This window comes from Shigella sp. FC1567, assembly GCF_001743015.1.
In the GTDB taxonomy this organism is placed as follows: Bacteria; Pseudomonadota; Gammaproteobacteria; order Enterobacterales; family Enterobacteriaceae; genus Escherichia; species Escherichia coli.
In genome coordinates this window covers 1-14424 of sequence record NZ_MIIV01000005.1, presented here as the reverse complement: position 1 = coordinate 14424, position 14424 = coordinate 1, and the positions used below count along the sequence as shown (strand labels likewise).

Here is a 14424-nt window from a genome sequence, read left to right as displayed (position 1 = left end):
AACCTGCTGTACCGCCATCGAAACGGGCACATACAGGCAGAGTGGCCGTGAAAGAAAGCAATCAGCGATGGTGCTCTGACGGGTTCGAGTTCTGCTGTGATAACGGAGAGAGACTGCGTGTCACGTTCGCGCTGGACTGCTGTGATCGTGAGGCACTGCACTGGGCGGTGACTACCGGCGGCTTCAACAGTGAAACAGTACAGGACGTCATGCTGGGAGCGGTGGAACGCCGCTTCGGCAACGATCTTCCGTCGTCTCCAGTGGAGTGGCTGACGGATAATGGTTCATGCTACCGGGCTAATGAAACACGCCAGTTCGCCCGGATGTTGGGACTTGAACCGAAGAACACGGCGGTGCGGAGTCCGGAGAGTAACGGAATAGCAGAGAGCTTCGTGAAAACGATAAAGCGTGACTACATCAGTATCATGCCCAAACCAGACGGGTTAACGGCAGCAAAGAACCTTGCAGAGGCGTTCGAGCATTATAACGAATGGCATCCGCATAGTGCGCTGGGTTATCGCTCGCCACGGGAATATCTGCGGCAGCGGGCTTGTAATGGGTTAAGTGATAACAGATGTCTGGAAATATAGGGGCAAATCCAACGGGATGCCCTCTGATGAGTGAATGGGGGAGGCGTGCTTTGAAGTGAATTTGTGGAAGGCTTCCAGTGTTGAGAAACATACGCCGCATTCTAGATTGTTACACTGATAATACTTTTGTCTCACGGTGTTTGAATCATTTTCCGGACGACTGGTGCGGATACGGGCAGATGCGCCACAAAGCGGACAACGGAACATAGCGACCTCTCTTATTGTAGTGCTTACACTATTCTAGGTTGTATTCTCTAAGATTTAAACATGACTTTCTCTATATAATGATTTTTAGCATTAGTTAATAAACGAACGGCACTCTAAGGAGCGCCGTCAAAGATATTATTCTGATGTCACTCTTTGCGAGTGAGCTATTTTTAAATCAGCGTTTCCTTCAAATACTATATTCAACTCATAGTTAAGAGTTAGCTTGAATTTATCTGAGTCACTTTTGATATTCTCTGAAGTGACATTTACTAACTTATTATTATCATATTCTCTAATAATTAATTTAGTGAAGTAGTTATCCTTTACCACAAGAGAAAATGGTTGATTAACAAATGGTAAGAAGTAAACCTTACGGGTACCGGATTCAGTAGTTATGTTCATAGAGCCATCATCATTTTTTCTCATTAGTTCTCTGAGGTTGGGATTATCGAAAAGCATACGATTATATTGCTGAAAGATCTCTTTACTCATCACAAGAACCAGTTTGCCAGCCAAGTCAGCAGATGATTTTATGTGATCAATCAACATATTGAAATCTTCTATTACGGTATGTTGCGAACAGCCAGTGCTAAATAAATTTGAAAGTATTATTCTCTGGATGTCCTTGAGAATTAAGTCTGCTTGAATATCACCTTCATTGATATAAGGGATGGATTCTATTCCTTCGGCATACGGTTCTTTATCTATCTTAATAGATATCTTATGTTTTGTGAAACAATCGCTAGCCTGCTTAAAATCAATAGATTTGAAAAGTGAAAGAGGGAGCGTTTTCTTGATGCGTTTACGAAGATGTTCTGATGTTTTACGTGCAGTGCTATCTAGTCGATGTACATCTATGGCAGCATCCTGAAGTCTCATATCAAGATCTTTCTTTAGCATGTTAATATGCTCTTGAAGCAACTTTCTTAAGTTTTCTTTTTTTGTTTGGAGATCGTCCAATGTTAAAGTCAGCTTGATTTGAGTGTATTCGATGGAGTTACAAATTTTTGATAATACTCCAATGAGTCGTTGCTTCTCACGATATGTTATATAGTTGTTTTCTATTGCTTCTTTTATTTCTTTTGATACGCTATCGTTCTTTTTAGAAAAAATTAATAATAGCTGAACCCATGATTGTTCCATATCAATAAATCCACAGTCAAAAACATTACTGTAAACTCTGCCCATCACCATGTCTGTTTTATCATAGTCACGTAAACGCCTTGCTAAACTATTCATCCACCCATTGTGCTCCATATTTTCAGACCATGTCCACAGGCAGATTCTAATTAATATCTTGATTAGTTGGCTTGCATTATCAATTTCTTCAGTGGGAGTTTCATATCCACCGGTTTGGTCAATAAGTTTACCCTCTAAAATAAGTTTAATGTAATGTGTCATTAGTTTGTCAGAAGTATTGATTCTTGATGTCAGATAAAGACATGTGCATATACGCATGTCAGTCAACGCATTTATGATGGCAATATTGAACCACTCTCTGTCTGAATTGAAGTTTAGTTTTTTGGATATGAAAAAAACCGGGTTAAAAAGCTGGCCTTTGTAACTGTATTTTTCTACCGAATGGCTGTCAATATTCATTGAGTGCTGCCATCGGTTAATAAGATCGACGGCTGTATCAATAGTAGAAGGATCGCGAGTCTGTGTTGCATCAATAATCATCGATGGAAGTTCTTGTAGTTGCGTTTTGCAAAATAATTCAAATAAATCTGAATTCTCTGTATTGCAGAAACGAAAGTTTATGCTTTCTTGATATTGCTCCCAAACAGTGATATAGGTTCTTAATATACGATTATAACGTGAACGAAGCGAGGCATTTAAGAGTGATTGGTTGTTTCGGAACCATTCTGTTAATATTGACCATTGTGAACGAGTAATTCCCATATAGATACAAAGTTCATTGCTGATAAGATGTTTTCTATTATTGATAATACGCACTCCGCTCCAAAGACATAATTCAAAAAATCTTTCAGAAAGATTAATTTTATCCATGGAATTATTTGATATTTTATAAACTTCATCTGAAAACTCATATTGAAAACTCCGTTCAAATAATTCTGTAGTGATCAGTAAGAAGTTATTGTTGGTATTATCATCTTGAAAAAAATACAAATCGCAGAGATTATTAAAGTTATTAATTAATGCAGAGATAGCATTGTCAAAACTAATGAGATCAGAATCCCGCAGATACATATACGTATCTGCTGTTATAGCCTGCATTGTAAGACTTACGGAAAAATCTCCTCCTTTAATCGGAGCCCTATAAAAACATTGCTTAAGTATTTTTATTAATAAGCTGTCTGGTTTGATATTTTTAACGCTAAAAAGTATCTTACCCGTGGATTCTGTTTCTTTTGTACGATTATCACCAATGACAAATGACGCAAAATGATTCTTCTTTTTTAGTTGGTAATTAATAAGATTAAGAGTAAGTTGAAAAGGACGGTGATATAAACTTAACTCATCTTCCTTAGAATAACTGCTAGCCACAGATATGTATTCTCCTTTGTAATCGGCTTGCGTGATTTCTAAATTTGAATAGTTATGTTTTTGATAGATAGGGTATAACCTAAGCTTGGCTGAGATTTTGTTACAAATATGGGGCATTACTATTTCGAAGGCAATGTATCGCTTTATAATTATTTGCCGTTTTACATCATCAAGAATTTCAAGACTCACGATAAAGAACCAAATAGAAAGAACTATGTTTATCAAAAGCCATAATATGCTGATTAGACAAGCTATACCATAAAGATAACTTCCAAAGACAGTTTTAATTAGTACACTGAGAAGTATAAATCCTGATAAGAAAAGCCCGCTGAGTCCAGCAAGCATGAATCCTGAGTAACGCTGATAAGCAGTTTGGGCTATTTTTCTATCTGCCTTTTTTTGGAATAAGACACTTACTAAACCTATAACAAGGGGGTATACAATACCAATAATTGTCAATTGGCCACTTAAAATGGTTGTTTGCCATTCGGTTAATGAATGCCTAAACGGGAAATAATGTAAAAGATTATTTTTTATAAATAATTCGTTTAAATATCCAACATAAAGTAGTACAAATGAAAAAGCTGATATGCAAAGTACTGATTTAACCGGTGAGGATGTTAATCTTATGATGTTTTTTTCAATAAAATTCCATTTTAAATTCGAATAAAATGGATTTTTAACCATTTTATTACGAACATAGTTCTTTGCTAAAATCTCTGTTGCACTTAAAAATTGTCCAATCATGAATTACTCTTCTATAAAGTGTGGGTCTACTAACTAAACTGGAACTTTTACTATTGAGTCATATTCCCTTGGACGGGATGGACTGTGAAGATTATACTTGACTTCCTCTGTCATGTGGGAAAAACATCCGTATTATTGTTAGCATCTGGTTGATGCCCCAACCTCTGACATCTAGTGGGCTGATACATTATCTTTTGTTCTTACTGTCAGTGTAGAAGCACATCTCAAAAATAATATTTTTAAGAGATTTATTCTGTTTCTGCTATCCATTCCGGGATTTTTGCTTCAAGTTCAAGCTGCGTGGTAAAGCCGCTGTTATCAATGGTGTGCTCGGCTTTTGCAATAGTCCAGTCCTGATAATCAATCTCGCTTTTAAAGCCTGTCACTGTGCCATGCATTTCGGGATAGAGTTCTGCACGACCACGCGCCAGCGTGATGGAGAATGATGCGGCTCCGCGTTGTAGCTGCTGCCACTTTGCCGCCGCTGCGCGTCTTGCTGCCTGCTCGTTCTGATAAGTCTTGCGTAACACAAACACGTTGCCTTCCGCACCTTCCATATAGTCGCCTTCCCGACTGCTGCTTTTCTCCTTTTTGGGTTTTGGCGGTTTGCGGCGTTTCACGCTGACTTTTTTCTTTTTCCCGTAATTAAGATCAAGCCAGTAGGCGCGTACCCCCGTATACGCCTCGCGGTCAGCAATGCGGAACTGATGGCGATCGCCGCTGCTGCGTGTAATGGCGAACGAGGGCAACGGCTGCCCCTGTGCGTTCACGCCACCACCTGGCATGATGAATAACAGATTGCCGCTTTTTACCGTGGCGATTGCTCCCAGCATTTCCGCCATGCGCGTAAGAAAGGACATGTCGCTTTCTTCGGTCTGGTCGGCGTGGTCGATTTCGATATCCATCAGCATTTCGCTGATTTGCGGTTTCAGACCGTACCGATGAGTGATGGCGGATACCACACGCTCAACGGTCACATCATGCCAGGACACCTCACGTTTAACGTTAAATTCATCCCGAAAATCTGCGCTTCTGGCTGAAACAGTCAGCCTGTCCGGCGGTCCTTCGTGAGCGATTTCATCAACAATGTAAGTGCCTTTTTCTGTCAGCGGTTCCCCTTTCCAGCCAATGAGAACCGTCAGACGCGCGCCCCGTGGCGGTAGCTGCAACTGACCATCCGCATCATCCAGCGTGATGGTGAGCTGGTCCGCCTCAAATCCCCGGTTGTCGGTCAGTTACAGGCTCATCAGGCGCTCCGCCACGCCTGACAGCGTTTTACCCTCCGAGAGAATATCAAAATCCGGCATTTTCACGGGGGCCGTGCCCTGACTGAGCAATTGCATGGTGGTGTCGGTCATCTGCTCCCTCCCTGTGCGGCATGGTCGCATGTGCGTGCGGAGGGGGTTACTGCTTTTTGTTGTCGCCGTGGCGGGAGAACGGCGCAGGGGTGAGATTACGCGCGTGGTGGGTGATGATTGTTGCTGAATCATTTAACGGATACAAGGGGCTGAAGCTATGAGTGAAACTCGTTTTCATGGTGCCCGTGTTACGGAGAATACCGACCTGGTAACAGCGATTAACGATGTTGATTCCAGCGTTATCGGTATCGTGGCAACGGCGGATGATGCGGACGCGAAGCTGTTCCCGCTGAACAAGCCCACACTGCTGACCCGCGTCAATGACGTGCTGGGAAAATGCGGGACAACGGGGACGCTTTATCGTGCGCTTAAGGCCATCGCAGACCAGGTGAGCACAAAGGTGATCGTCGTTCGCGTGGCTGAACACAAAGAAGAAGACGGAAAGACGCAGGATCAACTGGTTATCGGTGGTTCTGAGGATGACGGCAGCTATACGGGGATGTATGCGCTGCTTGTTGCAGAGCAGGATGAAAGCATCGGATACCGTCCGCGTATTCTGGCCGCGCCGGAGCTGGACACGGAGGCGGTAACAAAATCCCTGTGCGTGATTGCAGATAAACTGCGCGCGTTTGTGTATGCCTCATGTCATGGCTGTAACACGATGGCCGAGGCAATTACCTACCGCCAGAAATTCAACGAACGTGAGGTGATGCTCTTATGGCCGGACTTCATCGCCTACAACCCGAAAAATGGCAAAAACGAAACGTTCCCCGCGCCTGCCTATGCGTGCGGCCTTCGTGCGTACATTGACCATGAACAGGGATGGCACAAATCGCTGTCCAACGTTCCGGTTAAAAATGTGCTGGGGATGTCGAGGCATGTGTTCTGGTCGTTGCAGGCCGAAGACAGCGATGCCAACAGCCTCAACAACAAAGAAATCACGACCATTATTCGTCGCAACGGGTTCCGCTTCTGGGGTAACCGCACACCGGAAACGAACGCCTACATCTTTGAGGTGTATACCCGAACCGCACAGGTGCTGGCTGATTCAATTGCGGAAGCGCAGTTTGAAACCATCGACAGTCCACTGACGCCTGCGAATGTGAAGGATGTTATCAGTGCCATCAGGGCAAAACTGGATTCACTGGTGACTGCCGGGAAACTGATTGGCGCGGAGTGCTGGTATGACGTGGTGGATAACAGCACCACGGATTTACGTCAGGGACGTGTGCGTATTCGCTACAAATATACGCCCGTTCCGCCACTGGAAGACATGGAGCTTTACCAGACGTTTACTGATGAATACTTTGAACCCGCATTTGCGGTGCTGGGAGGTGCCTGATGGCTGTGCCAAAACATCTTCGCTTTTTTACGCTGTTTGTGGATGGTGAAAACGAAGTGGGTAATGTGACGTCCGTCACTCTGCCTAAGCTGACGCGCAAAACCGACAGCTACCGGGGTGGTGGCATGATGGGTGCGGTAAGTATTGATCTCGGTCTGGACGACTCCGCGCTTGATGCGAGCTTTGTCATGGGGGCGCAGTTCGTGAGCTGTTCCTTAAGTATGGCGGCACGATTGACGGCACGCTGCTGCGTTTTGCGGGTGAATACTACACCGATGCAGAAAGCGACCTGTATGAAGTCGAAATGCGCGGACGTGTGACGGAAATTGATATGGGGGAAGCCAAACAGGGCGAAGCCACATCACACACTTACGCCATTAAAACACCTACTACAAGCTGAGTGTTAACGATCGCCCGTTGTGGGAGATTGACCTGCTGAACTTCATTTACCGGAAGGACGGCAAGGACATTGTGCCCGATCGCATCCGTTCCGCGCTTGGGCTTGGCTGATAAGTAATATGCTGGCGGCGCAGTGCGTCGCCTCTGACTGAAAAGGAGACAACAGATGAAAGACATCGATACTGAAACCCGGAATAACACCGTGGCGGATAATGTGACGGCAGTTGAGGATATGGCTGTCGAACGTGGCGTAAAACTGACCCGACCAATTGAGCGTGGTGGCGAAAAAATCACGTATGTGGAGATCACCGGGGCTATTGAGCAGGCTGGATCCCTGCGTGGTCTGTCGCTGTCTGATGTGCTGAATCTGAAAGCGGATACCATGTTCACGCTGTTGCCTCGCGTGACCTCGCCACGACTGGATGAAGTGATGATTAAAAAAATGTCGTCACGCGATTTTATTCAGTTGTGCGCTGTGGCTGTAAATTTTATGAGCGAGCCAGACTCTGGCGCGAAGAGCGTGCAGGAGACGGCAGCGTAATCACCCTGGTGTGCTTTGAGCACATCGAAGATCTGGTGGCGGATATTGCCGCCATTTTTAACTGGTCGCCCGCCGAAATCTTCATGATGACGCCCGGCGAAGTGGTTAGCTGACGTGAGCGGGCGGCACTTCGTAGCGGGAATGCAGACAATGAAGACTCTTGATATCCGGGTCGCTTTCAGCGCCGTTGACAGGCTGACCCGGCCTGCCGAAAACGCCCGCCGCCTGATGGGGCAGTTTGGTGACTCCATCCAGCGAACGCAGGGGGCGATCAAAAATCTCGAGCGTCAGGCGCGATCATTTGAGCGCGCCCGTGACGCTGTCAGTAAAGCGGATGCTGGCATCGTGAAAGCACGACGCCAGCTTAACGCCCTTAATCAGTTACAACGCACGGGTACAGTGCTCAGCGAAAAACAACAAAAGCTGATGCAGCAGTTAAGCACCCGGCTTGAACGCCTGAATGAATCGCGCACACGGGAAATTCAGAAAATGCGGGAGCTTGGCGGAGAGCTGAAACGCCACGGCATTTCCCTGACAGGCAGCGATAACACCATCCAGCAGGCCATCAGACGCACCGAACAGTACAACAACCAGCTTGAACGCGAACGGCAGGCGCTTGCGCGTGTAACACGGGCGCGTGAGCGGTATTCGCGCGCGCAGGAAACAGCGGGAAAACTGAAAACAGGTGGTGCGCTGGCAATTGGTGCGGCAGCGGCGGGCGGCTATGCTGCCGGGCGTTTTTTGCAGCCTGCGATCGGGTTCGGCAAAGAGATGTCCCGCGTTCAGGCACTGACGCGAATCGACCAGAACAGCCCGCAGTTTAAGGCGCTGCGTGAGCAGGCGTTAAAACTTGGCTCTGAAACGCAGTTCACCGCAGGCGATGCCGCCAGTGGACAGGCATTTCTTGCAATGGCTGGCTTTACACCACAGGCCATTCAGGCTGCGCTCCCTGGCGTACTGAGCATGGCAACGGCTGGCGGTATGGACCTCGGTGAGACGGCGGATATTGGCTCAAATATTCTGACGCAGTTCGGTCTTTCTGCTGACCAGATGGACCGGGTCGGCGACACACTCACCGCAGCGTTTACCCGTACCAACACTGACCTTCGCGCACTGGGTGAAACCATGAAATATGCAGGTCCGGTGGCGGGTAAGCTGGGAATATCTCTGGAGCAGGCCGCAGCGATGGCGGGCGTGCTGGCGAATATGGGTATCAGGGGGAGTGATGCTGGTACGGCAATGCGTGCCAGCCTGGCTCGTCTGGCATCACCGCCAAAGGCGGCAGCAGAGGCGCTGAAAGAGCTTGGCGTGTCTGTCTCGGATGCCGGGGGCAAAATGCGCCCGATGGAGGATGTGCTGGCTGACCTTTATAAAGCTACCCGCAAATACGGGGAAGTTGACCGGGTATCGTTCTTTAAGGACATTGCCGGAGAAGAGGCTTTCACATCATTTATGGCCCTCGTTGATGCGGCAGGTGACGGCTCCTTACCCAAACTGAGAAAAGAACTTGAAGGCGCGCGCGGTGAGGCTGAACGCACGGCAAAGGTTATGGCCAACAACCTTGACGGCGATCTGAAATCACTCAGCAGTGCATGGGAAGGGTTGCGCATCCGCATTGCAGATCTGATTGACGGTCCGCTGCGTTCTGTCACGCAGTGGCTCACGCGTGTGGTATCAAAGGTGACGGCGCTGGCGCAGGCCCATCCCGCACTGACGCGCCAGCTACTGATTGCAGGCGGTGCATTGCTGGCAATGACTGCAACGGTTGGCTCGTTGTCGCTGGCTATTGGTGTGCTTGCTGGCCCGCTGGCAAAACTGCGTCTTGGTTTTTCCCTCCTGACCGGATCAATGAATGCTGTCAGGGTTCTGCCAGCACTATGGGGAATGGTGACGGGTTCCGTTTCTTTACTGGGAGGCGCTATCGGGGCGTTGTTCAGTCCGGTTGGTCTTATCGTGGCTGCGCTTGCCGGAGCTGCCGTTCTTATCTGGAAATACTGGGATCCCATCAGGGCATTTTTTGCCGGGGTGTTCAGCGGGATTATGGAAAGGCTGACCCCGTTGCGCGAAACCTTTGAACGGTTTGGTCCTGTTTTTGACGCAATCGGGAGTGGGATCAGCCAGGTGTTTAACTGGTTTAAATCGCTGCTGTCACCGATGGAGTCCAGCAAGGAAACTCTGGATAAATGTACCAGTGCTGGCGAGATATTCGGTAACGTTCTTGGCGGTGCGTTACAACTTGTTCTGACACCTGCAAAAATGTTGCTGGATACGCTGGCGTGGATACTTGAAAAGCTTGGTGTGCTTCCGGATGAAGCGGAAAGGGCGCGCAAGAAAATCGAAGACGCACAGCGTGCGGCCATTCTTCAGGACAAGGTTGCCTTGCTTCAGGGGGATCTGGCGAAAATCAATCCGCCGAAGCCTGTGGAAAATGGCAATGGCACCGGAGGTGATAACCCCAAAGACAATAAACCGCTCACAGACAGCAATACCGGTACGCTGCGCAGACTCAGCAAAATTGCTGATAACACAGGTAAGCTGGTTGAGGAGACGAAAAAACGCATTGGCCCCGGCGATATTGTCTTTAAAAACCTGCCCCGAGCACTTGCTGTTCGTGGGGAGTGGCAGGAGCGGAAGATTGCGCAGGTCAGTAAGCCTGCCCCCGCAATTAATATCACACCCGTGGTTCCGGCTCCGCTGCCTCCGGCGCTGGTCCCTGTTGTTGCGGCCAGCTCCCGCCCGGTGGCGGAGGCTATACGATCTCCAGTGGCATCAGTTCCTGTAACTTCCCGTAACCGGGAGCCTGTTGCCTTCGGATTTGGTGGTGAAATTCATGTTCATCTGCATAACGTTGTTACGCAGAATCCCCGCGAACTGGCGAAACTGGTCGGTGAAATGGTCAGGGCAGAAATGGAACGGCGCGCCCGTGCCGGGCGTGGCTGTTTTTACGATAAAGATTGAGGAGTCATGGCCATGATGATGATCTACGGCATGTTTGTTTTTGAGCTGCGCACGCTGCCGCATCAGCAGTTACAGCAAAACAAAAGCTGGCGGCATGTGAAAAATGAACGCGTTAACCGTTCAGCAAGCTGGCAGTATATCGGTGCAGGTGATGATCGCATCGTTCTTTCTGGTGTGCTTTATCCTGAAATTACAGGTGGCGAAGTGTCGCTGTCGCTGCTGACTACGCAGGCGTATACAGGACGACCCTGGCCTTTGATTGATGGCGTCGGGCAGATTTACGGCATGTATGTCCTGACTGAAACGAATACGACCCGCTCCGAGTTTGATCGCTACGGTAAGGCGAAAAAGATAGAATTTTCACTGACTCTTGAACGCTGTGATGAGGATTTGCGGGAGCGCCTGCAATCCTCATCGTTCAGTGATATGCTGTCCGGCTTCAAAGATAAGGTGACATCATCTCTTAACAGCGCGGCCAGTTCAGTTAAAGGGCTGTTCTGATTTAACACAAAAACCGCTAATGGTCAGATTAGCGGTTTTCATTTTCCTGAGTCTGCCCGGTTGTTTCTTCAGTCTGTATATCGCCTACAGGGTGATAACGATAAATCGTCGATGTGCCAATGCCGTAAATTATTGCCAGTTGTTTTCTGTCGTGCCCGTTTTTGATTAGCCTTGCTATTTGCTCATGCTGTTCTTTTGTCAGCTTCGGTCGACGTCCGCCTGTGCGCCCCCTTGCGCGCGCTGCCGCCAGCCCGGCCAGTGTACGTTCAACAATTAATTCACGTTCCATTTCAGCCAGGGCACCCATCACGTGGAAGAAAAAACGCCCCATTGGAGAAGATGTGTCTATGCTGTCGGTCAGACTGCGAAAATTAATCCCTCGCTCCCGTAGTTCCCCGACGAGAGAAATCAGATGTTTCATGCTTCGCCCGAGGCGATCCAGTTTCCAGACAACCAGCGTGTCACCTTTTTGAAGGCGCTTTAAAGCGCGTTTTAATCCCGGTCGGTCTGTCTTTGTCCCGCTTAATTTATCTTCAAATATTTGTTCACATCCTGCACAAACAAGAGCGTTTCGTTGCAGGTCTGTATTCTGGTCATTTGTTGATACCCTTACATAGCCAATCAGCACACTGAATCTCCCGTCCAAAAGCGCAAATCATGCCATGCAGGCCAGAAACGGCCATTATTTAAAACCTCGGTTTACGAGAACTCGGCACAAGCGGGGAGAAAATACCGTTACTCAGTACAGCGAATACCTGGACCAATCGACAAACATTCAGCGGTGGCCTTTCTGGGGAACTGTCCGGCAATGCCGCTACTGCAACAAAGCTGAAAACAGCACGAAAAATTGCTGGAGTTGGTTTTGATGGTTCTAGCGATATCTCAATTAGTGCCAAAAATGTCAATGCATTTGCACTCCGACAAACAGGTAATACTGTTAATGGTGATACATCCGTTGGATGGAATTGGGATAGTGGTGCATATAACGCCCTGATTGGTGGTGCATCTGCATTAATTCTTCACTTTAATATAAATGCTGGTAGCTGTCCTGCCGTACAATTCCGTGTGAATTATAAAAATGGTGGCATTTCCTACAGGTCGGCTCGTGATGGTTATGGGGTTGAATTAGGTTGGTCAGATTTCTATACCACGACACGAAAACCTTCAGCGGGAGATGTTGGTGCATATACGCGGGCAGAATGTAACTCAAGGTTTATTACAGGTATTCGCCTTGGCGGTCTGTCATCTGTTCAGACATGGAATGGTCCCGGCTGGTCTGACAGGTCAGGTTATGTCGTTACGGGTTCAGTTAACGGAAACCGTGATGAATTAATTGATACAACACAGGCAAGGCCAATTCAGTATTGCATTAATGGGACGTGGTATAACGCGGGGAGTATTTAACGATGATGCACTTAAAAAACATTACTGCTGGCAACCCTAAAACAAAAGAGCAATACCAGCTAACAAAGCAATTTAACATCAAATGGCTTTATTCAGATGATGGAAAAAACTGGTATGAGGAACAAAAGAATTTCCAGCCAGACACTTTGAAAATGGTCTATTACCATAACGGCGTTATTATTTGTATTGAAAAGGATGTTTCAGCAATTAATCCGGAAGGCGCAAGCGTCGTTGAATTACCTGATATTACAGCAAATCGCCGGGCTGATATTTCGGGGAAATGGTTGTTCAAAGATGGCGTAGTGATAAAGCGAACTTATACCGAGGAAGAGCAGAGGCAACAAGCGGAAAATGAAAAGCAAAGCCTGTTGCAACTTGTCAGGGATAAAACCCAGCTATGGGACTCACAGCTACGACTGGGCATCATTTCCGACGAGAATAAACAAAAATTAACCGAGTGGATGCTCTATGCGCAGAAAGTCGAATCTACAGACACCTCCAGCCTGCCAGTAACGTTTCCCGAACAACCAGAATGAGAGAAGGCCCGATATTGGGCCTTAATTTTTACTCAGGCTTTTGTGGCCATTCGGGATTTGCTGTATCCACACGGCTGACCAGAACGCTGTAGCGTTCCCATGACTCCAGTCGTGTGCGTTCCTCATCCATCGCCATATTCAGCCTGACAGCGCGTTCCAGTGGCTGAATAACGCTTTCAGCTTCAGAAAGCAACGCGACCTTTTGTGATTCGGCCTGTTGTTGCTGTTCGTCTGCTGTATAAATCCGCTTAACCACAGTTCCGTCCTTAAACATCCACTTCCCTGAATCATCGGCACGACGATTGGCTGTTATATCTGGAATCTCAACGACACTAAAGCCTTCGGGATTAAGCGTTGGGGCATCTTTGGTTATGGCAACAATAATATTATTTTCGTCGTATACAATCTTTATGGTGTCGTCCTGAAAGTTATTTACTTCCTCATACCAGTTTTTACCGTCTTCGGACCATAACCAGATAACATCAAAATTCTTTGTTAGCTGATATTGTTCTTTTGTTTTTGGATTTCCGGACTTAATATTTTTTAATATGCTGCATAATTTACACCTGTGCGACGTTATACCATGTGCCATTGATGTATTTTTGTATTGGTCTGAAGATGGCTTCATCATCGCCATCTACTTCACCAATGATTCTTAATCCGGTAATTGCGTGTCCGGCTTTTTCATAACGACCACCACGCGCCATCAATTGAACAACACGCGTACCCAGGCGAACATCTTTTACATAGCGTGAATCAAAATTCCCCCAGTTGCTGGGCTGTATCTGACCGTTAACAGAAAATATTACCGAGTTATCTGTATTTCGCTGGCTATAGAAATGCCATCCTGCCTCATTGCCTAACTCTGCAACTACTGGACGGGTTGAAGCACCCCATAAATTAAACGTTGCATTCTTTGTGGAGTTGTTGGAGCTGGATAGCGTGAATTTTTTACCATCCCCGGCCTGAATATTTTTAAAAGCAATAGCCACTCCATTCTGAAAGCGGAATACACGCTGACTATTAGCATAAACATCCAGAATACCGTCTCCATTCTGTTTAAATCCGGTGTCATTATCACCAAGAACAATAGAGTGAACCGCCCCGGGTTTCCTGGAGAGTGTTTTATCTGTGAACTCAGGCTGCCAGATCATCGTTTCCGATGGAAGCATAATAAGCTTTTTCTGCTTCTGCCGGAGGGATGTGGCCCAGCCTTTCCAGCAATCGTCGATTATTATACCAGTCCACCCACGTGAGTGTGGCCAGTTCCACTTCTGCACGGTTTTTCCAGCTCTTACGGTGTATTACCTCCGCTTTGTAAAGACCATTGATG

At 47.2% G+C, this 14424-nt stretch carries 12 protein-coding genes and 6 pseudogenes; 10 read left to right on the top strand and 8 right to left on the bottom strand.

Annotated features, from left to right (window positions below; genetic code table 11):
* Positions 1-590 (top strand): annotated as a pseudogene (locus BHE85_RS00445) (IS3-like element IS2 family transposase); the annotation flags it as partial.
* Here BHE85_RS00445 and BHE85_RS00440 read toward each other — a convergent pair.
* From BHE85_RS00440 to BHE85_RS00430, 3 genes are all read right to left on the bottom strand, one after another.
* A complete protein-coding gene (locus BHE85_RS00440; RefSeq protein WP_032324284.1) occupies positions 561-797 on the bottom strand; it encodes an Ogr/Delta-like zinc finger protein in 237 nt (78 codons plus the stop codon). The pseudogene BHE85_RS00445 and the gene BHE85_RS00440 sit on opposite strands and share 30 nt — an antisense overlap.
* 135 nt (positions 798-932) lie before the next feature.
* Entirely contained in the window at positions 933-4052 is a 3120-nt protein-coding gene (locus BHE85_RS00435; RefSeq protein ID WP_039064111.1) for an MFS transporter, read from the bottom strand.
* 248 nt (positions 4053-4300) lie between these two features.
* Positions 4301-5101 (bottom strand): contractile injection system protein, VgrG/Pvc8 family, encoded by an 801-nt coding sequence (locus tag BHE85_RS00430; RefSeq protein ID WP_370737466.1) that lies wholly within the window; start codon positions 5099-5101, stop codon positions 4301-4303.
* Between BHE85_RS00430 and BHE85_RS28315 the strand changes: the two are divergent.
* Positions 5062-5154, top strand: a pseudogene (locus BHE85_RS28315) (hypothetical protein); the annotation flags it as partial. The gene BHE85_RS00430 and the pseudogene BHE85_RS28315 overlap by 40 nt on opposite strands.
* 133 nt (positions 5155-5287) lie before the next feature.
* On the opposite strand, the gene BHE85_RS28310 reads toward BHE85_RS28315, so the two are convergent.
* Positions 5288-5410 (bottom strand): hypothetical protein, encoded by a 123-nt coding sequence (locus BHE85_RS28310; RefSeq protein WP_000132763.1) that lies wholly within the window; start codon positions 5408-5410, stop codon positions 5288-5290.
* Positions 5411-5567: 157 nt separating this feature from the next.
* Between BHE85_RS28310 and BHE85_RS00425 the strand changes: the two genes are divergently transcribed.
* From BHE85_RS00425 to BHE85_RS00400, 6 genes and pseudogenes are all read left to right on the top strand, one after another.
* Positions 5568-6752: a phage tail sheath subtilisin-like domain-containing protein gene (locus BHE85_RS00425; protein ID WP_000005374.1), complete on the top strand. Its 1185-nt coding sequence runs from the start codon at positions 5568-5570 to the stop codon at positions 6750-6752.
* A pseudogene (locus BHE85_RS00420) lies at positions 6752-7262 on the top strand (phage major tail tube protein). The gene BHE85_RS00425 and the pseudogene BHE85_RS00420 overlap by 1 nt, the downstream one beginning before the upstream one ends.
* A gap of 55 nt (positions 7263-7317) precedes the next feature.
* The gene (locus BHE85_RS00415) at positions 7318-7692 is read left to right on the top strand and encodes a hypothetical protein (protein WP_000651580.1); all 375 of its coding nucleotides are present in this window, start codon (positions 7318-7320) and stop codon (positions 7690-7692) included.
* 8 nt (positions 7693-7700) lie between these two features.
* Positions 7701-7802, top strand: a pseudogene (locus BHE85_RS00410) (GpE family phage tail protein); the annotation flags it as partial.
* Positions 7803-7842: 40 nt separating this feature from the next.
* The gene (locus tag BHE85_RS00405) at positions 7843-10650 is read left to right on the top strand and encodes a phage tail tape measure protein (protein WP_000853439.1); all 2808 of its coding nucleotides are present in this window, start codon (positions 7843-7845) and stop codon (positions 10648-10650) included.
* Between the two features lie 12 nt (positions 10651-10662).
* Positions 10663-11151, top strand: a complete 489-nt coding sequence (locus BHE85_RS00400) for a phage tail protein (RefSeq protein WP_000979945.1) — start codon at positions 10663-10665, stop codon at positions 11149-11151.
* Positions 11152-11179: 28 nt separating this feature from the next.
* Here BHE85_RS00400 and BHE85_RS00395 read toward each other — a convergent pair whose 3' ends face one another.
* Entirely contained in the window at positions 11180-11779 is a 600-nt protein-coding gene (locus tag BHE85_RS00395; RefSeq protein WP_000905061.1) for a recombinase family protein, read from the bottom strand.
* 65 nt (positions 11780-11844) lie between these two features.
* On the opposite strand from BHE85_RS00395, the pseudogene BHE85_RS27100 reads away from it, so the two are divergent.
* Both BHE85_RS27100 and BHE85_RS00380 read left to right on the top strand, forming a co-directional pair.
* Positions 11845-12555: pseudogene (locus tag BHE85_RS27100) on the top strand (phage tail protein); the annotation flags it as partial.
* Positions 12556-12557: 2 nt separating this feature from the next.
* Positions 12558-13091 (top strand): tail fiber assembly protein, encoded by a 534-nt coding sequence (locus BHE85_RS00380; RefSeq protein WP_000972155.1) that lies wholly within the window; start codon positions 12558-12560, stop codon positions 13089-13091.
* A 28-nt stretch (positions 13092-13119) separates the two neighbouring features.
* Here the strand turns inward: BHE85_RS00380 and BHE85_RS00375 are convergent, their stop codons facing one another.
* The 3 genes and pseudogenes from BHE85_RS00375 to BHE85_RS00365 all read right to left on the bottom strand — a co-directional run.
* Positions 13120-13683 (bottom strand): tail fiber assembly protein, encoded by a 564-nt coding sequence (locus BHE85_RS00375; protein ID WP_000930006.1) that lies wholly within the window; start codon positions 13681-13683, stop codon positions 13120-13122.
* Positions 13652-14185, bottom strand: a pseudogene (locus BHE85_RS00370) (phage tail protein); the annotation flags it as partial. The gene BHE85_RS00375 and the pseudogene BHE85_RS00370, both read right to left, overlap by 32 nt.
* Positions 14186-14228: 43 nt before the next feature.
* The coding region (locus BHE85_RS00365) for an IS3 family transposase (protein WP_139286454.1) at positions 14229-14424 on the bottom strand (196 nt) is incomplete at its 5' end.